The 19,507-nt window shown below is 71.2% G+C and carries 16 protein-coding genes; 7 read left to right on the plus strand and 9 right to left on the minus strand.

The window, feature by feature from the left end; translation table 11 throughout:
* The first annotated feature begins 3 nt into the window (after positions 1-3).
* Complete coding sequence (locus tag ACFYYH_RS16940; RefSeq protein ID WP_388551328.1) at positions 4-1,590, plus strand: Na+/H+ antiporter; 1,587 nt, start codon at positions 4-6, stop codon at positions 1,588-1,590.
* A 198-nt stretch (positions 1,591-1,788) separates the two neighbouring features.
* Here ACFYYH_RS16940 and ACFYYH_RS16945 read toward each other — a convergent pair whose 3' ends face one another.
* Positions 1,789-2,952, minus strand: coding sequence for a mechanosensitive ion channel family protein (locus ACFYYH_RS16945; RefSeq protein ID WP_388551330.1), 1,164 nt, complete (start codon positions 2,950-2,952; stop codon positions 1,789-1,791).
* 43 nt (positions 2,953-2,995) lie between these two features.
* Between ACFYYH_RS16945 and ACFYYH_RS16950 the strand changes: the two genes are divergently transcribed.
* The gene (locus tag ACFYYH_RS16950) at positions 2,996-3,565 is read left to right on the plus strand and encodes a dienelactone hydrolase family protein (protein ID WP_388551684.1); all 570 of its coding nucleotides are present in this window, start codon (positions 2,996-2,998) and stop codon (positions 3,563-3,565) included.
* A 7-nt stretch (positions 3,566-3,572) separates the two neighbouring features.
* On the opposite strand, the gene ACFYYH_RS16955 is transcribed toward ACFYYH_RS16950, so the two are convergent.
* The 4 genes from ACFYYH_RS16955 to ACFYYH_RS16970 all read right to left on the minus strand — a co-directional run bounded on the left by ACFYYH_RS16955 (position 3,573) and on the right by ACFYYH_RS16970 (position 8,362).
* Positions 3,573-5,222, minus strand: coding sequence for an alkaline phosphatase D family protein (locus tag ACFYYH_RS16955; protein ID WP_388551332.1), 1,650 nt, complete (start codon positions 5,220-5,222; stop codon positions 3,573-3,575).
* Between the two features lie 124 nt (positions 5,223-5,346).
* The gene (locus ACFYYH_RS16960; RefSeq protein WP_388551333.1) at positions 5,347-6,162 is read right to left on the minus strand and encodes a DsbA family protein; all 816 of its coding nucleotides are present in this window, start codon (positions 6,160-6,162) and stop codon (positions 5,347-5,349) included.
* A gap of 64 nt (positions 6,163-6,226) precedes the next feature.
* On the minus strand, positions 6,227-6,910 hold the full coding sequence (locus ACFYYH_RS16965) for a hypothetical protein (RefSeq protein WP_388551335.1): 684 nt from the start codon (positions 6,908-6,910) through the stop codon (positions 6,227-6,229).
* Positions 6,911-7,021: 111 nt separating this feature from the next.
* On the minus strand, positions 7,022-8,362 hold the full coding sequence (locus ACFYYH_RS16970) for a DUF2252 domain-containing protein (protein ID WP_388551337.1): 1,341 nt from the start codon (positions 8,360-8,362) through the stop codon (positions 7,022-7,024).
* A gap of 237 nt (positions 8,363-8,599) precedes the next feature.
* On the opposite strand from ACFYYH_RS16970, the gene dnaE reads away from it, so the two are divergent.
* Positions 8,600-12,139 (plus strand): DNA polymerase III subunit alpha, encoded by a 3,540-nt coding sequence (gene dnaE, locus ACFYYH_RS16975; RefSeq protein ID WP_388551338.1) that lies wholly within the window; start codon positions 8,600-8,602, stop codon positions 12,137-12,139.
* 151 nt (positions 12,140-12,290) lie between these two features.
* Here dnaE and ACFYYH_RS16980 read toward each other — a convergent pair whose 3' ends face one another.
* Positions 12,291-12,479, minus strand: coding sequence for a hypothetical protein (locus tag ACFYYH_RS16980; protein WP_388551340.1), 189 nt, complete (start codon positions 12,477-12,479; stop codon positions 12,291-12,293).
* 236 nt (positions 12,480-12,715) lie between these two features.
* Here ACFYYH_RS16980 and ACFYYH_RS16985 point away from each other — a divergent pair, with 236 nt between their 5' ends.
* From ACFYYH_RS16985 to ACFYYH_RS17000, 4 genes are all read left to right on the plus strand, one after another.
* Positions 12,716-13,984 carry an NYN domain-containing protein gene (locus ACFYYH_RS16985; RefSeq protein ID WP_388551342.1) on the plus strand — a complete coding sequence of 423 codons (1,269 nt, stop codon included), beginning with the start codon at positions 12,716-12,718 and terminating at the stop codon, positions 13,982-13,984.
* Between the two features lie 178 nt (positions 13,985-14,162).
* Positions 14,163-15,134 (plus strand): ABC transporter ATP-binding protein, encoded by a 972-nt coding sequence (locus ACFYYH_RS16990; protein WP_388551685.1) that lies wholly within the window; start codon positions 14,163-14,165, stop codon positions 15,132-15,134.
* A gap of 76 nt (positions 15,135-15,210) precedes the next feature.
* On the plus strand, positions 15,211-16,044 hold the full coding sequence (locus tag ACFYYH_RS16995; protein ID WP_388551344.1) for an ABC transporter permease: 834 nt from the start codon (positions 15,211-15,213) through the stop codon (positions 16,042-16,044).
* A 34-nt stretch (positions 16,045-16,078) separates the two neighbouring features.
* Positions 16,079-16,762 carry a DUF2567 domain-containing protein gene (locus ACFYYH_RS17000; RefSeq protein ID WP_388551345.1) on the plus strand — a complete coding sequence of 228 codons (684 nt, stop codon included), beginning with the start codon at positions 16,079-16,081 and terminating at the stop codon, positions 16,760-16,762.
* 31 nt (positions 16,763-16,793) lie between these two features.
* Here ACFYYH_RS17000 and ybaK read toward each other — a convergent pair whose 3' ends face one another.
* From ybaK to ACFYYH_RS17015, 3 genes are read right to left on the minus strand one after another with little or no spacing between them, the layout of a single operon-like run.
* Complete coding sequence (ybaK, locus tag ACFYYH_RS17005) at positions 16,794-17,297, minus strand: Cys-tRNA(Pro) deacylase (protein ID WP_388551347.1); 504 nt, start codon at positions 17,295-17,297, stop codon at positions 16,794-16,796.
* 29 nt (positions 17,298-17,326) lie between these two features.
* Positions 17,327-18,067 (minus strand): LON peptidase substrate-binding domain-containing protein, encoded by a 741-nt coding sequence (locus tag ACFYYH_RS17010; protein ID WP_388551349.1) that lies wholly within the window; start codon positions 18,065-18,067, stop codon positions 17,327-17,329.
* A 5-nt stretch (positions 18,068-18,072) separates the two neighbouring features.
* A complete protein-coding gene (locus tag ACFYYH_RS17015) occupies positions 18,073-19,101 on the minus strand; it encodes a hypothetical protein (protein WP_388551351.1) in 1,029 nt (342 codons plus the stop codon).
* Positions 19,102-19,507: the final 406 nt, after the last annotated feature.

Raw genomic sequence — 19,507 nt, forward strand, 5'->3', positions numbered from 1 at the left:
ACTGTGGACCAACTGGCTCTGCTGCTCGTGCTGTTGCTCGGCGCGGTGGTCACGGTCCCGCTCGGGGAACGGCTCAGGCTGCCCGCGCCGGTGCTGATGACCCTGGTGGGGATCGGCCTGGCGCTGCTGCCGTTCGTACCGAACGTCCAGGTGCCGCCTGACTTCATCCTTCCGCTGCTGCTGCCGCCCCTGCTCTACGCGGCCGTACAGCGCACCTCCTGGCGGCAGTTCGCCGCCAACAAGCGTCCCATCTTCCTGCTCGCGGTCGCGCTGGTCTTCGTGACGACGGCGGCGGTGGCGGCCGTCGCCCACTCCGTCGTGCCGGGCCTCCCGGTCGCCGCCGCGGTCGCCCTGGGCGCGCTCGTGGCGCCGCCCGACCCGGTCGCCGCGACCGCCGTCGCCGGATCGCTCGGGCTGCCGCGCCGACTGGTCTCGATCCTGGAGGGCGAGGGGCTCTTCAACGATGTCACCGCGATCGTGCTCTACCACGTGGCGATCGCCGCGGCCGTCAGCGGAACGTTCTCCTGGCCGCAGGCGGTCGGTTCCTTCGTGCTCTCGGCGGTGGTGGCCGTGGCGCTGGGACTCGCGCTGGGCTGGGTCTCCAACAAGCTGATGTCGCTGCTCGGGGACGCCACCCTCCAGATCGGGCTGACGCTCCTGGTGCCGTTCGTCGGTTATGTGCTGGCCGAGGAACTGCACGGCTCCGGTGTCCTCGCGGTCCTCACCACCGCCCTCTTCCTGGCCGAGCACACCGCCGACGCCGACGATGTGATGGGGCGGCTGGCCGGCAACTCGTTCTGGCAGGTCGTCGACGTACTGGTGACCGGTGTCGCCTTCGGCCTCATCGGGCTGGAACTGCACAACGCGTTCGGTGCGGCCAGCGGCAGGGAAGGGCGGATGCTGGGCTGGGGCGCGGCGATCGTCGGGGTCGTCGTGGTGGTCCGGCTGCTCTGGCTGCTCCCGGCTACCTGGCTGGCCAAGCGGATGCACAAGCTCCGCGACTACGACGAGGACATCCCGGTCGGGTGGCGCGAGACCGTGGTGATGTGGTGGGCGGGGATGCGGGGGGTGGCCTCGGTCGCCCTGGCGCTGGCGATCCCGCTGGAGACCGACGACGGGCATCCGTTCCCCGGCCGGGAGGAGATCATCTTCATCGCCTTCGCGGTCATCGTGACCACCCTGGTGTTCCAGGGACTCACGCTGCCCTGGCTGGTCAGGACGCTCGGGGTACGGGCGGACGCGGGCGCCGAGCGTGACCTGGAGCACTCGCTCGCCGTCCGCGCGGCCAAGGCCGCCCGGCGCAGGCTCAAGGAGATCGAGGATGTCGAGGAACTGCCCGAGGACATCAGCGAGCGGCTTCAGCGGGCCGCGTTCGACGTCGGGGTACGGATCAGCCCCGACATCGTGGACGACGAGCGGCGTGAATGGGTCGCGGACCGGGTGGGACGGCTCAGGACCATGCAGCGGATCCAGCGCGAGATGATGTCGGCGGCCCGGCACGAGATCCTGGCCGCCCGCAGCGAACCGGGCGCGGATCCCGAGGTGGTGGACCGCGTCCTGCGCCATCTCGACGTCCGCAGCATGCGCTGATCCCGGCGTGCGGGGCTGTCCGCGCGGGGGTGCGGTCGCGGCGCTCCGGGACTCCGGGGCTCCGGCGCTCCGGGGCTCAGGGTCTGGGGGTCTGGGGGGGCGCCATGGGCCGTACGGTCCGTCAGCCGGCCGGCCCGCGGGTCGGCCGGGCTGCCGCCGACCGGACCGTGCGGGTCGGCCGGACTGCCGACCGGTCCGTCAGCCCCGGCCGGTGCGTGGCCGGTCGCCGTCCTCGTCGCGGGCGCCCGCCCCCGACGGATGCCGGTCGGCGCCTCCCGGCCGGGGCTCCTCCTCCGGCTCCTGCTCGCCGCGGCTCTGCGACGGCAGCACCGCCGCGGGCGCCGTCCCGATCCTCGGCAGGGCGTACGCGTGGTGCTCGGCCAGCCAGGCCAGCATCTCCTCCCGTACGGCACACCGTGCCGTCCAGATGTCGTTCGCGTCCTTGGCCGTCACCACCGCGCGCACCTCCATCGTGCTCGGGGTGGTGTCGGTGACCGCGAGGTTCCAGTCGCGGCCGTCCCAGGCCGGGCACCCCATCAGGATCTCGTGCAGCTTCTCGCGCATCAGCGGCACGGGCGCGGAGTGGTCGAGCTGGAAGAAGACCGTGCCGGTCATCTGGACCCCGCCGCGCGACCAGTTCTCGAACGGCTTGCTGGTGAAGTACGACACCGGCATCGTGATACGCCGCTCGTCCCAGGTCCGTACCGCGAGGAAGGTGAGGGTGACCTCCTCGACCACGCCCCACTCACCGTCCACCACCACCGTGTCGCCGATCCGCACCATGTCGCCGAACGCGATCTGGAAGCCGGCGAAGAGATTGCCGAGGGTGGACTGGGCGGCGACACCGGCGACGACGCCGATGATGCCCGCCGAGGCCAGCATCGAGGTGCCGACGGCCCGCATGTCGGGGAAGGTGAGCAGGATCGCCGCCACCGCCACCACCACGACGACCGCGGTCACGATCCGCATGATCAGGGTGACCTGCGTGCCGACCCGGCGGACCCGGGCCGGGTCGCGGGTGGAGGACGCGTAGCGCGCGTACGCCGACTCCACCACGGCGGACACGATCCGTACGACCAGCCAGGCGCCGGCGGCGATCAGCACCAGCGACAGTGCCCGGCCGATCGCCGTCTGGTAGCTGTGCAGGATCCGCCAGCCGGTCTCCCGGAACGAGCCGCGCAGCAGGGCGGTGAGCAGGACCACCTGCAACGGCAGCCGGCAGCGGCGCAGCAGCCCCCACAGCGAGATCTCGGGGTGGCGCTGATCCGCCCGGCGCAGCACCAGGTCGACCACCCAGCCGACGGCCAGGGTGAGCAGGACCGAGCCCCCGAGCACGGTCAGTGGGCGCAATACGTTCTCCATGGCTCCCTCGCTGGGCGGCGGCACGGGCTGGCAGGATGGCCCGATGGACATCATGCTCTTCCACTCGGTCTACGGTCTGCGCCCCGCCGTGCACGACGCGGCCGACCGTCTGCGTGCCGAGGGGCACCAGGTGCACGTGCCCGACCTCTTCGACGGACAAACCGCCGGGACGGCCGAGGAGGGCATGGCGCTCAAGGAGAAGATCGGCAAGGAAGAGCTGCTGAGGCGTGCCGTGCTGGCCGCCGCGCCGTACTCCGGCCGCGGTCTGGTGTACGTGGGGTTCTCGCTCGGCGGGTCCATCGCGCAGAATCTGGCGCTGGGCGACACGAAGGCGCGCGGATTGCTGCTGCTGCACGGCACGTCCGACATCGCGGAGAACGCGTCCGTGGACGAGCTGCCCGTACAGCTCCATGTCGCGGATCCCGACCCCTTCGAGTCGCACGACTGGCTGACCGCCTGGTATCTGCGGATGCGGCAGACCGGGGCCGATGTGGAGGTCTACCGCTACCCGGGGGCAGGGCATCTCTACACGGACCCCGGTCTGCCGGACTACGACGAGTCGGCGGCCGAGCGGACCTGGCGGACCGGGCTGGCCTTCATCGCGTCGCTCTGAGGCCCGGTCAGCGTACGGGCCGGTCCGCCCTCTCCACCCGCTGGGAGCCGGACGCGGTGCGGTAGGAGCGGGCCCAGGAGGTCGTCGCTCCCGGATCGGCGCGGTCGGAGATCGTGTAGTAGTCCATCTGCGTCCGCGCGGCGGTGACATCGAGCACGCCGTAGCCGTGGTGGTCCATGTCCACCCACTTCACATGGCGGTTGGCGAGCTGCACCGCCGCCGTGGCGACCACGGAGAGCGTGCCCGCCGGGACATGGAGCAGGTCGTCGAGATTGTCGGACGTGACCGAGGTGACCACGAACTCCGTGGCGGCGGAGCGGGAGAGCGGATAGGTGGCGGCCGTGACCGGCACATCGTTGGCCCAGGCCATATGGATGTCACCGGTCAGGAAGACGGTGTTCTCGATCCCGCGCCCGGTGAGATGGGCGAGCAGTTCCTCGCGGTCGTCCGTGTAGCCGTCCCACTGGTCGACGTTGACCGCGAGCCCCTCCTCGGGCAGGCCCAGCAACTCGCCTATCGGGCCCAGCAGATGGGCGGGGAGGGAGCCGAAGGCGACGGGCGAGATCATCACCGAGGTGCCGACCAGCTTCCAGACGGCGTCGGAGCCCGCCAGGCCCGCCTTGAGCCAGTCGAGCTGGGCGCGGCCGGTGATCGTACGCTCCGGGTCGTCCACCGCGCCGTTGCCCGCGGTCGTCTGCTGGGAGCGGAAGGAGCGCAGGTCCAGCAGATGGAGATCGGCGAGCGAGCCGAAGCGCAGCCTGCGGTAGACCGTGCCCTCGGTGGAGGCGCGGACGGGCATCCACTCGAAGTACGCCTGCCTGGCCGCCGCCGCGCGGTCGGCCCAGCCGCCCTCCGTACCGGGTGTGTGGTTCTCCGCGCCGCCCGACCAGGCGTCGTTGGCGAACTCGTGGTCGTCCCAGATGGCGATCACGGGATGGGCCGCGTGCAGCGCCCGCAGATCGGGGTCCGACTTGTAACGGCCGTGGCGGACGCGGTAGTCGGAGAGGGTGGTGATCTCGTGCGTCGGCTCGTGCGGCCGTACGACGTACTCCGATTCCGGGAAGCCACCGCTCGCGTACTCGTAGATGTAGTCGCCGAGATGGAGGACGGCGTCCAGATCGGCGCGGGCCGCGAGATGACGGTACGCGGAGAAGTAGCCGGCCTCCCAGTTGGAGCAGGAGACCACTCCGAAGCGCACACCAGGCGCGGCGGTGTCGGCGGCCGGGGCGGTGCGCGTACGGCCGACGGAGGAGACCGTGCCGCCCGCGGTGAACCGGAAGTAATAGACGGTCGCCTGGCGCAGACCCCTTACATCGGCCCTGACGGTGTGGTCGGAGGCGGCCCGCGCGACGACGGTGCCCGAGGCGACGACGGTCGCGAACCGCTGGTCCTCGGCGACCTCCCAGCGCACCTCGGTCTCGGCTCCCCTGCCGGAGCCCGGCACGGCGTCGGAGGAGGGGGTGACCCGGGTCCAGAGGAGAACGCCGTCCGGGAGCGGGTCCCCGGAGGCGACGCCGTGGAGGAAAGCGGGGGCCTCGGCGGCGGAGGCGGAGCCGCCGAGCACGACCGGAGCGGCGACAGCGGTGGCGGCGGCGGTGGCGGCAGCGGCCTTGACGACCGTGCGGCGACGCGGCGAAGAAGGCGGAAGACTGGTCACGGCCGATCAGATTACTGACCGGTAGGCCGACGGGGCAGGCGAATCGGGAATGTTCGCCCGCCCGTCGGGCACCGGCCCTCCGCCGTTCCTTCGCGGTCCGCCGGGGGCTCCCCGGGGAAAGCCGTCAGGCCGCCAGGGCCTTGTCGATCGCGGCATTGAACTCCGCCACCGTCATGGGCGGGTTCTCGCTGCCCTCGGCGGTGAGCTTCGCGCCGTCCATCTTCAGCGTCGGGGTGCCACCCACCCCGCTCTTGTCGAAGACGGCGGACATCTTCATCGCCCAGGCGTCGTACGTGCCGTCCTCGACGTCCCGCTGGAACGCCTTGTTGCCCTTGAGCGCGTTCACCGAGTCGGCCACCTGGATCAGATAGGAGTCTTTGGCGAACTTGTCCTCGCTCTCCTGGGGGTGGTACTTCGCCGAGTACAGCGCGGCCTTGTACTCCATGAAGGCCTCGGGGCTCACATTGAGCGCCGCGCCCAGCGCGGACAGGGCGTTCTTCGAGCCCGTGCCGTTGTCGGAGTTGTCGATGAAGGTGGCGCCGATGTACTTGACCTTGAACTTGCCGGCGTCGACGTCGTTCTTGACCGTCTCGCCGACCGTCTGCTCGAAGCTCGCGCAGACCGGGCAGCGGGAGTCCTCGTACAGTTCGAGGGTCTTCTTGGCGTCCGCCTTGCCGATGACGACGGTCGTACCGTCCGTGCCCTCCGTGTTCTTCGGCGCGACGACGCTCGTCTCGTCCTTCATCGCCTCCCAGTGCGAGGGCTTGTTCGCCTGGACGACGGCGAAGCCCACACCGCCGGCTATCGCGAGGACCACGACGGCCGATCCCGCGACGACGAACTGGCGGCGGACCCTGTCCTTCCGCGCCTGACGCTCGCGCTCCTCGCGCAGCCGCTCGCGGGCCGCTGCCTTGCTCGTCCTGCTGTTCCGTGCGCTCATGGTGAATCACTCCGTGTGATGACGTGCTTCCGCTGACGCGGGGGGACGGGGAGGGGCTGCCTGCTCAGACAGAGCTGAGCGCGGGGCGCGGCGGCCCCCGCCGTCCTACGGAGTGCACAAGAAGCCGGGTACGGGCGCGGCGCGGGCCGTCCGCCGGGCGCACCGCCCGTCGTACGGCAGCCCCGGCCGTCCCCACCACGGTGACCGCGATCAGCAGCGGCCGGAACGCGGCCACGGCCACGGCCCGCACCAGACCCGACAGCGCGGACTCGCCGTGCCGCAGCCAGTACGCGGCGAACAGCCCGATCGCGACATGGGCGGCCAGCAGCAGCCAGGGCAGGGCCGGGTCGGGAGAGTTCAGCAGGGTGGCGGCGGTGGAGTCAGGGGAGACCACGGCGGGCAGCGGCGCGCCGAGCGCGCCACCGCACAGGAGGTCGAAGCCGACCGAGCGGAGCGACCCCGCCACGGGGCCGCCCGCCGGTCCGTAACAGACGTGCTGGCCGCTGGTGAAGACGGTGTCCGCGGCCAGTTCGAGCGGGACGAGCAGGGCGGCTATCCGCCAGTAGCCCCGCTCACGGCCCGCCGCCGCGTACGCGAGCAGGAAGACCACGGCGCTGAGCGCGGCCACCAGGGACAGCGGCACCGGGGCCCGGGAGAGCAGCACATGCGAGCCCGCGGACAGCGTCACGACCAGTGCCGTGAACAGTGCTGCCCGCGTGGCCCTGAGCCGCGTCCCGGATATGTCCATCGTCGCCGAGTGTGCCATGCGCCCCTGTAAGCGGTCCCTAAGGTCCGGCGGGAGCTGACACCGGGAGCGCCCCCGCCCGTCGCACGGGGGCCGGGCTCACGGGGGCCGGGCTCAGGGGGCCAGCCGGCCGTTGCGGAACAGGTCCACGAAGATCTGGTGGTCCGTCCTGGCCCGCGCTCCGTAGCTGTGCGCGAAGTCGACCAGCAGTTGGCCGAAGCCGTCCTCGTCGGCCGCGATCGCCGCGTCGATGGCACGCTCCGTGGAGAACGGCACCAGCGAGTGGCCGCTCTCGTCGTCCGCCGCCGAGTGCATCGTGGCCGTGGCCCTGCCCAGGTCGGCGACGACCGTCGCGATCTCCTCCAGGTCGTCCAGATCCGACCAGTCGAGATCCACGGCGTACGGGGAGATCTCCGCCACGAGCTGGCCGGCGCCGTCCAGCTCCGTCCAGCCCAGCCACGGGTCGGCGTGGGCCTGGAGCGCCCGCTGCGAGATCACCGTGCGGTGGCCCTCGTGCTGGAAGTACTCCCGCACGGCGCGGTCGGTGATGTGCCGGGAGACCGCCGGGGTCTGCGCCTGCTTCATATAGATCACGACGTCGTTCTCCAGGGCGTCGCTGTTGCCCTCCAGCAGGATGTTGTACGAGGGCAGGCCCGCGGAGCCGATGCCCACGCCCCGGCGGCCGACCACGTCCTTCACGCGGTACGAGTCGGGCCGGGTCAGGCTGGACTCGGGAAGGGTCTCCAGATAGCCGTCGAAGGCCGCGAGGATCTTGTACCGGGTGGCCGCGTCCAGCTCGATGGAGCCGCCGCCCGGGGCGAAGCGCCGCTCGTACTCCCGGATCTCGGTCATCGAGTCGAGCAGCCCGAAGCGCGTCAGCGAGCGGGCCGAGCGCAGGGCGCCCAGCAGCGGGCCCTGGGCGGTGTCCAGGGTGAAGGGCGGCACCTCGTCGTTCTTGGCACCGGTGGCCAGGGCGCGGATCCGCTCCCGGTAGGCGCCTGCGTAGATCTCCACCAGCTCGGTGATCTGCGCGTCGCTGAGCGCCTTGGTGTAGCCGATCAGAGCGAGGGAGGCGGCGAAGCGCTTCAGGTCCCAGGTGAAGGGGCCGATGTACGCCTCGTCGAAGTCGTTGACATTGAAGATCAGCCGGCCGTTGGCGTCCATGTACGTGCCGAAGTTCTCGGCGTGCAGATCGCCGTGGATCCAGACGCGGGCGGTGCGCTCGTCCAGGAAGGCCCCCGCGGCCGCGGACGAGCGCTCCCGCTCCAGATCGCTGTAGAAGAGGCTCGCCGTGCCCCGGTAGAAGGCGAAGGCGGAGGCGGCCATCTTCCGGAACTTCACCTGGAAGGCCGCCGGATCGGCCGCGAGCAGCGCACCGAACGCGGTGTCGAAGACGGCGAGGATCTCCTCGCCGCGCTGCTCGTCAGCTACCTCAACAGGTCGCGGGACCGACATCGTTCTGTGCCTCCTGGAGCATGACAATCGAGGGTGGGGCGCGGGGAAGAGGAACGGGTCCGACGGAGCCGGACCTCCTCACCGGGCAACGCCTGACGTTACTCGCGAGTGCCCGTCCTCTGTCACTCCTGGGACGTAGACTTCGACGCTGTCCCCCCGAGACTGTCCGCAGCCGGGGGCCCGGGGGTTGCGTCCGGGAAAACACACAGTGCCGTACGTTCGCTGGAGGCCTTCACCGTGACCAAGCCGCCGTTCACGCACCTGCATGTCCACACCCAGTACTCACTGCTGGACGGTGCCGCGCGGCTGGGGGACATGTTCAAGGCGTGCAACGAGATGGGCATGTCGCACATCGCGATGACGGACCACGGCAATCTCCACGGCGCCTACGACTTCTTCCATCAGGCGAAGAAGGCGGGTGTGACGCCGATCATCGGGATCGAGGCGTATGTGGCGCCGGAGTCGCGGCGCAACAAGCGGAAGATCCAGTGGGGGCAGCCGCACCAGAAGCGGGACGACGTCTCGGGTTCCGGCGGTTACACGCACAAGACGATCTGGGCGGCGAACAGGACGGGGCTGCACAATCTCTTCCGGCTCTCCTCGGACGCGTACGCGGAGGGCTGGCTCCAGAAGTGGCCGCGGATGGACAAGGAGACCATCGCCCAGTGGTCGGAGGGGCTGATCGCCTCCACCGGCTGCCCGTCCGGCGAGCTCCAGACCAGGCTGCGGCTGGGACAGTTCGACGAGGCGGTCAAGGCGGCCTCCGAGTACCAGGACATCTTCGGCAAGGACCGGTATTTCCTGGAGCTGATGGACCACGGCATCGAGATCGAGCGCCGGGTCCGTGACGGACTGCTGGAGATCGGCAAGAAGCTCGGCATCCCCCCGATCGTCACCAACGACTCGCACTACACATACGCCGAAGAGGCCACCGCGCACGACGCGCTGCTGTGCATCCAGACCGGCAAGAACCTCTCGGACCCCGACCGCTTCCGCTTCGACGGCACCGGCTACTACCTCAAGTCCACCGACGAGATGTACGCCGTCGACTCCTCCGACGCCTGGCAGGAGGGCTGCGCCAACACCCTCCTGGTCGCCCAGCAGATCGACACCGAGGGCTGGTTCGAGGAGCGGAACCTGATGCCCAGGTTCGATGTGCCGGAGGGCTTCACCGAAGTCACCTGGTTCCGCGAGGAGACCATGCGCGGCATGGCCCGCCGCTATCCGGACGGCATCCCGGACGACCGGCTCAAGCAGGTCGAGTACGAGATGGGCATCATCATCGAGATGGGCTTCCCGGGGTACTTCCTCGTGGTGGCCGACTTCATCATGTGGGCCAAGAACAACGGCATCGCGGTGGGCCCCGGGCGTGGCTCCGCCGCCGGTTCGATCGTGTCGTACGCCATGGGGATCACCGACCTCGACCCGATCGAGCACGGTCTGATCTTCGAGCGGTTCCTCAACCCCGAGCGCATCTCGATGCCCGATGTCGACATCGACTTCGACGAGCGTCGGCGCGGTGAGGTCATCCGGTACGTGACCGAGAAGTACGGCGCCGACAAGGTGGCCATGATCGGCACCTACGGCAAGATCAAGGCCAAGAACGCGATCAAGGACTCCGCGCGGGTGCTCGGCTACCCGTACGCGATGGGCGACCGGCTCACCAAGGCCATGCCCGCCGATGTCCTCGGCAAGGGCATCGATCTCAACGGCATCACCGACCCGAAGCACCCGCGCTACAGCGAGGCGGGCGAGATCCGGGGGATGTACGAGAACGAGGCGGATGTGAAGAAGGTCATCGACACCGCGAAGGGTGTCGAGGGCCTGGTCCGGCAGATGGGTGTGCACGCCGCCGGTGTGATCATGTCCAGCGAGACCATCACGGACCATGTGCCGGTCTGGGTCAGGCACACCGACGGTGTCACCATCACCCAGTGGGACTACCCGAGCTGTGAGTCGCTCGGCCTGCTGAAGATGGACTTCCTGGGCCTGCGCAACCTGACCATCATGGACGACGCCGTCAAGATGGTGAAGGCGAACAAGGGCATCGACCTCGATCTGCTCGCCCTGCCCCTGGACGACCCGAAGACCTTCGAACTGCTGGGGCGCGGGGACACACTCGGGGTGTTCCAGTTCGACGGCGGCCCGATGCGTTCGCTGCTGCGGCTGATGAAGCCCGACAACTTCGAGGACATTTCCGCCGTCTCGGCCCTGTACCGGCCGGGCCCGATGGGCATGAACTCGCACACGAACTACGCGCTGCGCAAGAACGGCCAGCAGGAGATCACCCCGATCCACCCGGAGCTGGAGGAGCCTCTCAAGGAGGTCCTCGGCCTCACCCACGGCCTGATCGTGTACCAGGAGCAGGTGCAGAAGGCCGCCCAGATCATCGCCGGGTACTCCCTCGGCGAGGCCGACATCCTGCGCCGCGTGATGGGCAAGAAGAAGGCCGACGAGCTGGCGAAGAACTTCGTCCTCTTCCAGACCGGCGCCAAGAAGAACGGCTACTCGGACGAGGCGATCCAGGCCCTGTGGGACGTACTGGTCCCGTTCGCCGGATACGCGTTCAACAAGGCCCACTCCTCCGCGTACGGACTGGTCACCTACTGGACCGCCTATCTCAAGGCCAACCATCCGGCCGAGTACATGGCGGCCCTGCTGACCTCGGTCAAGGACGACAAGGACAAGTCGGCGGTCTATCTCAACGAGTGCCGCCGCATGGGCATCAAGGTGCTGCCGCCCAATGTGAACGAGTCGCAGTCGAACTTCGCGGCCCAGGGCGACGATGTGATCCTCTTCGGTCTGACGGCGGTGCGCAACGTCGGCCAGAACGTGGTGGACTCGATCATCCGGTGCCGCAAGGCGAAGGGGAAGTACAGCAGCTTCCCGGACTTCCTCGACAAGGTCGAGGCCGTGGTCTGCAACAAGCGCACGGTCGAATCGCTGATCAAGGCCGGCGCCTTCGACGAGATGGGCCACACCCGCAAGGGTCTGGTCGCCCACCACGAACCGATGATCGACAATGTGGTGCAGGTCAAGCGCAAGGAGGCCGAGGGGCAGTTCGACCTCTTCGGCGGCATGGGCGACGAGGAGACCAGCGAGCCCGGCTTCGGTCTTGACGTCGAATTCTCCGATGTCGAGTGGGACAAGTCGTATCTGCTCGCCCAGGAGCGGGAGATGCTCGGGCTGTATGTCTCCGACCATCCGCTCTTCGGTCTGGAGCATGTGCTGTCCGACAAGGCGGACGCCGCGATCGCCCAGCTCACCGGGGGCGAGCACGCGGACGGCGCGGTCGTGACCGTCGGCGGCATCATCTCCGGGCTCCAGCGCAAGATGACCAAACAGGGCAACGCCTGGGCCATCGCCACGGTCGAGGATCTGGCCGGCTCCATCGAGTGCATGTTCTTCCCCGCCACCTACCAACTGGTCTCCACCCAGTTGGTCGAGGACACCGTGGTCTTCGTGAAGGGCCGCCTCGACAAGCGCGAGGACATCCCCCGTCTGGTCGCGATGGAGCTGGCGGTCCCGGACCTGTCGTCCGCCGGGACCAACGCGCCGGTCACCATCACCATCCCCACGGTGAAGGTCACCCCGCCGATGATCAGCAGGCTCGGCGAGATCCTCAGCCACCACCGGGGGAACTCGGAGGTCAGGATCAAGCTCCAGGGCGCCCGCAAGACCACGGTGCTGCGGCTCGACCGGCACCGGGTACAGCCCGACCCGGCGCTCTTCGGCGATCTGAAGGTGCTGCTCGGGCCGTCCTGCCTCGCGGGATAGCGCCACCGCTCATATCACCGAGGGGCACGCCCGGCCGGGCGTGCCCCTCGTGCGTCGTCGTAGCCGCGCGTTGTGCGCCGTGCGCCGCGCGTTCGCGTGCACCGTGCGCCGTGCGCCGTCGGGCGCCGGACCCGGTGGACCGCCGGCCGGGTCAGTTGTGGCCGAAGCGCTTCTGCCGGCCCTTGGGAGCGACGTCCGTCGGCGATATGTTCGACAGCTTCTCCCCGGCCCGCTCCTCCATGGACGAGGACCCCGTGTCCTCGCCCCCACGCGGGGACCCGGTGTGCTGCGGCTGCTTGCCGCCACGGTCCCGGTGATCGCGGTTCTTGTTCTTGGCCATGGTGCTGCCTCCTGCGGGGGATGAGTCGGGTCCAGGGCCGCCTTCAGCGTCACACAGGCCACGAATGGCCGCATTCTGGATCATTGCCGTGTGTAGTGGTGCCTTGTCACGGGCGTGACCGGTGATCCGCCACGCCGATGATCGAGTTCCGGACGTTAAGCCTCTTGCCGTCGGGCAGACTCGAAGCAAACCCGCAGTAACTCCCGATCTCCCGATCCCGAGGTTCCCGAAAGAGGGTGGAACACGTGGACCGCTGCGTCGTCCTGGTGGACGCCGGCTATCTGCTGGGCGCCGCCGCGAGTCTTCTCGCCGGAGAACCGGCACGTTCCCGCATCACCGTCGACCATGCCGCCCTCATCCAGGGCCTGCGCGAACGCGCCGAGGCCGATACGGAACAGCCGCTGCTCCGTATCTACTGGTTCGACGGCGCCCCCGACCGGGTGCCGCAGCCCGAGCACCGGCGGCTGCGGGTCATGCCCCGCGTCACCGTACGGCTGGGCGCGCTGACCCGCAGCGACGGGCGCTGGGCGCAGAAGGGCGTCGACGCCGCGATGCACGCGGAGCTGACCGAGCTGGCCAGAAATCGTGCCTGCTCCGATGTGGTGCTGGTGACCGGGGACGGGGATCTGCTGCCCGGACTGATGTCGGCCAAGGAGCATGGCGTCGCCGTACACCTCTGGGCGGTGCAGGCGGCCGACGGCGACTACAACCAGTCCGAGGACCTGGTCGCCGAGGCCGACGAGCGGCGGGTGCTCGACCGGTCCTGGATCACCAAGGCCGTACGCGCCAAGGATCTGGGCGGGGTCTGCGCGCCGCCCCCCGCCCCCCGGCCCGAGATCGCGGCGATCCTCTCCGCGCCGCTGCCCGAGTCGGCGCTCGCGTCGGCCGAGCGCGCGGCGGAGGCGGAGGAGGCGACGGCCGGGCGGCGCAACGGCTCGGAGCGGCCGGCCGGGGAGCACGGCGCCGCCGAGTCCCACCCGCCGGCCGCCGGCGGGAAGAGCGTCCCCACCCCCAAGGACCTGGCGAGCCTGCGCGGCCCCGGCGGACCGCAGGCCCAGCCGGCCGCGCAGCAGCCCGCGAACGCGACCCTCCGCTGGTCCTCCGACAAGGGGTGGGTGGAGCGGCCGGGCGGCGGTACGGCGGGGGAGCCGCCGGAGACGGCGTCGCTGCCGACGCTGGCGCAGCTCACCAGCGCGGAGCAGCGCTGGGCGGACCGTGAGGAGGACATCACCACCGTGGGCGGGGACCCGTTCGAGGTGGGACAGGTCTTCGCGCGGCGCTGGATGGAACGGCTCCCGGACGCGGGCCATGTCCAGAAGCTGTCGGTGATGTACCCGCGGGTGCCGCACCGGATCGACGGGGAACTGCTGCGGTACGCGGCGCGGTTCGGGCTGCTGGCCCACAAGGACGACCAGATCGACGAGCACGACCGGTATGCGATCCGGGCGGGGTTCTGGCGCGAGATCGACGTAAGGGCGGCGGCGGACAAGGCGCCGCAGACATAGCCGCAGACAGAGGCGGGGCACCCCGCGGCTGCCCGGCGGTGGCGCGGCGCGGGGCGGCTCCCGGCGAGGGGCGGTACGCGGCGCGGGGCTGCTTCCGGCGGTGGCGGGGCGCGGGGGAAGAGAGACCCGCGACGCGTCCGCCCGGCGGGACCCCGTATGGTCGTTGCTCGTGAGTACGGTGTGTGTGGTGCGCGATCTGGTCAAGACGTACCCCGCCGCGCGTGGCGGACGGGGGACTCCCGGGACGCCGGCCGTACGCGCCACCGACGGGATCTCACTCACGGTACGGCGCGGTGAGATCTTCGGTCTGCTCGGGCCGAACGGAGCGGGCAAGTCCACGCTCGTACGGCAGCTCACCGGTCTGATGCGGCCCGATTCCGGCGAGGTCGAGGTGCTCGGCCACGATCTGGTGCGTCATCCCGAACGCGCCTCCCGTCTCATCGGCTATCTCGGCCAGGAGTCGACGGCCCTCGACGAACTGACCGTCGCGCTCGCCGCCGAGACCACCGGGCGGCTGCGCGGGCTCGCGCTGCGGGCGGCCCGCGTCGAGCGGGACGCGGTGCTGGAGGAGCTGGGGCTCACCGGGATCGCGGGGCGCCCGCTGAAGAAGCTCTCCGGCGGGCAGCGCAGGCTCGCCTGTTTCGCCGCCACGCTGGTGGGGGAGCGGCCCGTCCTCGTGCTCGACGAGCCCACCACCGGGATGGACCCCGTCGCGCGGCGCGCGGTGTGGGCGGCGGTGGACCGGCGGCGGGCCGAGCGCGGCACGACCGTCCTGCTGGTCACCCACAATGTGATCGAGGCGGAGACCGTGCTCGACCGGGTCGCGGTGCTGGAGCGGGGCAGGGTCATCGCCTGTGACACCCCCTCGGGGCTGAAGGAACAGGTCGCGGGGGAGGTCAGGGTGGAACTGGTGTGGCGTGAGCGGGCACCGCTGGAGGTGCCCGAGGTTGCCGCGCTGCGCGGATCCGCGCAGGAGTCGGGGCGCCGCTGGGTGCTGCGGCTCGCCCCCGAGGAGGCCCGCGCGGCCGTCGCCGCCGTGACCGGCGGCGCGGCCTTCGCCGCGCTGGACGACTTCACGCTGGCCACACCGAGCCTGGAGGATGTCTATCTGGCGCTCGGCGGACGTACGAAGGGGCTGGTGAAGGCGTGAGCGCCCGCCCTCAGGTACGGAACGGGCCCCAGATACGGAACGGCCCCCGGTACGGAGCGAACAGGAGCAGCGCCAGGTGAGCATCGTGCCCGCGGAGGCCGTGTCCGGGAGAGCCGGGACAGCGGCGGAGACCGCGCAGCCGGCGGACGGTGGACCGGCGCCCCTCGCGCCCCGTGCCCGGCTGCTGCCCTCGCTCGCCGCCGTCTACCGGGCGCAGCTCTCGCGGGCCCGCGTCGCCCGGATCCCGCTGCTCTTCGTGGCGACCTTCCAGTCCGTCGGGATCATGGTCCTGATGCGGGGGGTCGTCGACGGGGGCGACGAGGCACGGGCGGTCGTCGCGGGATCGAGCGTGCTCGTCGTGGCGTTCGTGGCACTGAATCTGCTCGCCCAGTACTTCGGTCAGCTCCGGGCGAGCGGCGGTCTCGACCACTACGCCACGCTGCCCGTGCCGCCGGCGGCGGTGGTGCTGGGCGCGGCGGGCGCGTACGCCTCGTTCACGGTGCCCGGCACCGCGGTCACCGCCGTCACCGGGAGCGTTCTCTTCGATCTGCCCCTCACCCATCTCTGGGTGCTGGTGGCGGTGATTCCGCTGTCCGGCGCCGCTCTCGCGGGGCTCGGCGCGGCGTGCGGTCTGCTCGCGCCGCGCCAGGAGCTGGCCACGCTGCTGGGCCAGCTCGGCATGTCCGCGGCGCTGCTGCTGGGCGTACTGCCCGCGGACCGGCTGCCGGGGCCGGTGGCGTACGCCCGTGATCTGCTGCCCTCCACCTATGGGGTCGAGGCACTCGCCCGTACGTTCGACGCGCATCCCGACTGGGCGGCCGTCGGGCTCGATCTCACGGTGTGCGCGGCCGTCGGTGTCGTCTCGCTGGCCGTGGCGACCCGGGCGTACCGGCGTGCGGCGGTCCGATGAGGCATCACGGCGCCGGGCCTGGCACGATGGCACAGTGACCGCTCCCCTGACGCCGCCTCACCAGCCACCGCACGACGACCCCTGGCAGTCACCGCCGGCCGGGTCCTCACCCTTCCCCGGGGACGGGGCCGAGGAGGGGGAGTCCGATCTGCGGACCGAGGTGCGCCAGGCCGCCGTGGTCCTGGTGGCGGTCGCGGTGTCGGGGCTGGCGCTCGGACTGCTGTGGCTGTGGCTGGCACCGCGCGTCCCGCTGATCTCGGACGCGACGGCGGTCTTCCTCAAGGACACCGAGGGCGAGGAGGCGATCGCCGCCGACGGGACGTTCCTGCTGCTGGCGCTCGGCTTCGGCGCGGTCAGCGCGGGGCTGGTGTTCCTGTTCCGCAGGCGCGGCGGTATCCCGCTGGTGGTCGGGCTGGCACTGGGCGGACTGCTGGGCGCGGTGCTCGCGTGGAAGCTCGGTACCTGGCTCGGCCCCACGCCGGACGTGGTGGCACACGCCAAGGCGGCCGGTACGGGGGTCACGTTCGACGCGCCCCTCGAACTGAACGCGAAGGGCGCGCTCCTGGCGTGGCCGGTCGCGGCGATGGTCGTCCATCTCTCCCTGACGGCCCTCTTCGGCCCCCGCGATCCGGAACCGGAGTGGGACTGGGGCCCGTCGTACGGACCCCCGCGGGGCGAGGACGGCCGGTCCTGGGACGCCCCGCGGAAGCAGCCCTGAGCAGTCGGCGGACCGGGACGGGCAGGGCTCGTCAGGCGCGGCCGATCGGGGCCAGGACGGCCGCCGTGAGCGTGGCCAGATCCTCGGGGGACAGCTCGACCTCCAGACCGCGGCGGCCCGCCGAGACGCAGATGGTGGAGTGCGACCCGGCCGAGGCGTCGAGGACCGTACGGAGCCGCTTGCGCTGGCCCAGCGGTGAGATACCGCCGCGTACATAGCCCGTCGTACGTTCCGCCGCCGCCGGGTCCGCCATCGCCGCGCGCTTGCCGCCGACCGCCGCCGCGAGGGCCTTGAGGTTCAGCGAGCCGGCGACCGGGACGACGGCCACGGTCAGTTCGCCGTCGACGTCCGCGACCAGCGTCTTGAAGACACGGTCCGGGGAGACGCCCAGTGCCTCGGCCGCCTCCTCGCCGTAGGACGGGGACGCCGGGTCGTGCTCGTACGCGTGCAGGGTGTACGCCGTGCCCGCCGCGGTCAGCGCGACGGTCGCCGGGGTGCCTCCGGACTGCTGCTGCTTCTTGGACTTCTTCGCCAAGGCGTCCATTCCTCGCGTCGGTCGGGGTGTCAGTTGGCGCTGGGCGGCGTATGCGTCAGCGTCACCGCGGGCAGGGACGGAAGATGGCGGATCACCGCCGTCTCGGCGCGCAGCAGCTTCAGCTCCTCGCGCAGCCGGGTCGCGATGTCCGGAGCCTCCAGCAGCCGCTGCTTCGCCGGGGTGTCCAGGACGGCCGCGGCGGCGACCAGATAGGACACCACCGAGGGCTCGTCGGGGAGTTCGTCGCCGGCGGAGAGCGAACGCTCGCGCGCGCCCGCCAGCCGCTTCTGGTAGCTGCGGAACGCCCGCAGCACCCCTTCGGCCAGGGCGCGGGCGCCGTCGCCCGTCTCCTCGGGAAGCTCCTCCAGCTCGGCCGTCAGATACGGGCCGCTCGCGTCGACCGAGAGCAGCCGGACCCGGGTGGTGCCGGTGGCCACCACCTCGAAACTGCCGTCGGGGCGCTCGCGGATGGTCGCCGCGTCCGCGACGCATCCCACCGGGTGGAAGGCGTCGAGAGGTTCGGGGCCGAAGCCGGCGGCGGGCCCGCGCGCGGGCACGGCCGTCGTGTCCGGCATGCCCGGCGCGGTCGGCGCGACTTCGTACCCGTCGCGGATGGCGACCACGGCGAAGCGGCGCGGCTCGGACTCGTCCGTCTTGAGCAGCTCGCGCATCAACGCGCGATAGCGCTCCTCGAAGACGTTCAGGGGCAGGACGAGGCCCGGAAACAGCACCGCGTTCAGCGGGAAGAGAGGGAGGCGTGCGGTGGTCACAACGGTCAAGCGTAGTGGCCGCGGGGCGGTCTCCGTTCGGCTCTGCCGCGCAAAGGCGTCGCGGAGGCCACCTGGAGCCGCGCGGCGTCACGTGTTTCCAGGAACTGGCCCAGCGGATCGTCGGTGAAACAGGTCCACGGGAAGGAGGTCGCGCACGGTCCGATCAGCCGGAACTGCTCCAGCGCCGCGTCCCAGCGGCCCCGCTCCACCAGCACGTACGCCAGCAGATTGCGCACCTCGGCCGGCCAGGGATCGCAGGCCGCGTACTCGGCGGAGACCGTGACGGCGAGATCGGCGGCGGCGTCGACGCGGTCGGCCTGCACGGAGGTGAGCCGTCCGTCCAGGAGCTGGGTGAAGGCGGCCCGTACCGGCAGCGCGCGCACCAGGGAGCCGGGCAGCGCGTCGTACGCCGCCTGTTCGGCGAAATCGAAGGACTCGCGGTGTGAGCCGTACCACTGGGGCGAGAGGTACTGGAGCGCGGCGACATGGCAGCCGTAGTGGTGCGAGGAGCGACGTACCGCCTGTTCCCACAGCGACTCGAAGGCGGAGTGCGTGGCGTGCGTGCCACGGGCGTGGTCGAGCGCGACGCGCCAGGGCACCGGGTCGCGGGGATCGCCGTCGGCGGCGGCGTCGATCAGCGAACCGGTCTCCCGCAGCCGTTCGGCGCGGGCGGGCGACCGCCAGGCCCTGCGGATGGCGAGTTCGGCCTTGACGAGCAGGGCGTCGGGGTCGCGGGGCGCGACGCTCAGCCAGGCGGTCAGCCAGGCGTCCCGGCCGTGGGCGAAGGCGGCCAGCCGCATCACATAACGGTCGCGGTTCTCCCACTCGGCCGACTCCCGGGTGGTCGCCAGCAGCTTCGCGGCCTGCTCGTACTCACCGAGCGCGGCGGAGACCAGCGCGGGCCCGAGCCGCTCGTCCGGGGCGTCGAGCAGCACCGCGTCGTCCGGCGGCAGCCCGGCGGTGAGCTGGGAGGAGTGCCGGACCGTACGCGCGGTGCTGATCAGGGCGCGAAGCAATGACATGGTGCGGACCATTGAAAACCGCAGGTGACGGAGGCCGCCAGGGGGCGGCTGTGAAGCTTTCGTAGCGGGCGGAAAGGTTGTCCTGCCCGAAGTCAAGGGACGGTAAAGAAACAGGTGCCCCTGGGGTGCGGGCAGGCGCCGCTCGCGCCCACCGGCCCGGGGTGCGGTCATATTTCCGGCTTCTGTCGGCCGCCGACGCCGCCCCGCTCCCCGAGGTGTGCCGCGCGCCCACCGGCCCGGGGTGCGGACATGTTCCGGCTGCTGTCGGCCGCCGACGCCGCCCCGCTCCCCGAGGTGTGGCCGCGCGCTGGCCGCGCGCAGACCGCCTGGGGTGGGGGACCTGTTTCCGGCCGCTGTCGGCCGCCGGCGAGTGAGCCGAAGGGGCGCGTCGGTGCCGAAAAGGAGAGCGCGCGGAGGC

The organism is Streptomyces sp. NPDC002018, from assembly GCF_042890865.1.
Taxonomy (GTDB): domain Bacteria; phylum Actinomycetota; class Actinomycetes; order Streptomycetales; family Streptomycetaceae; genus Streptomyces.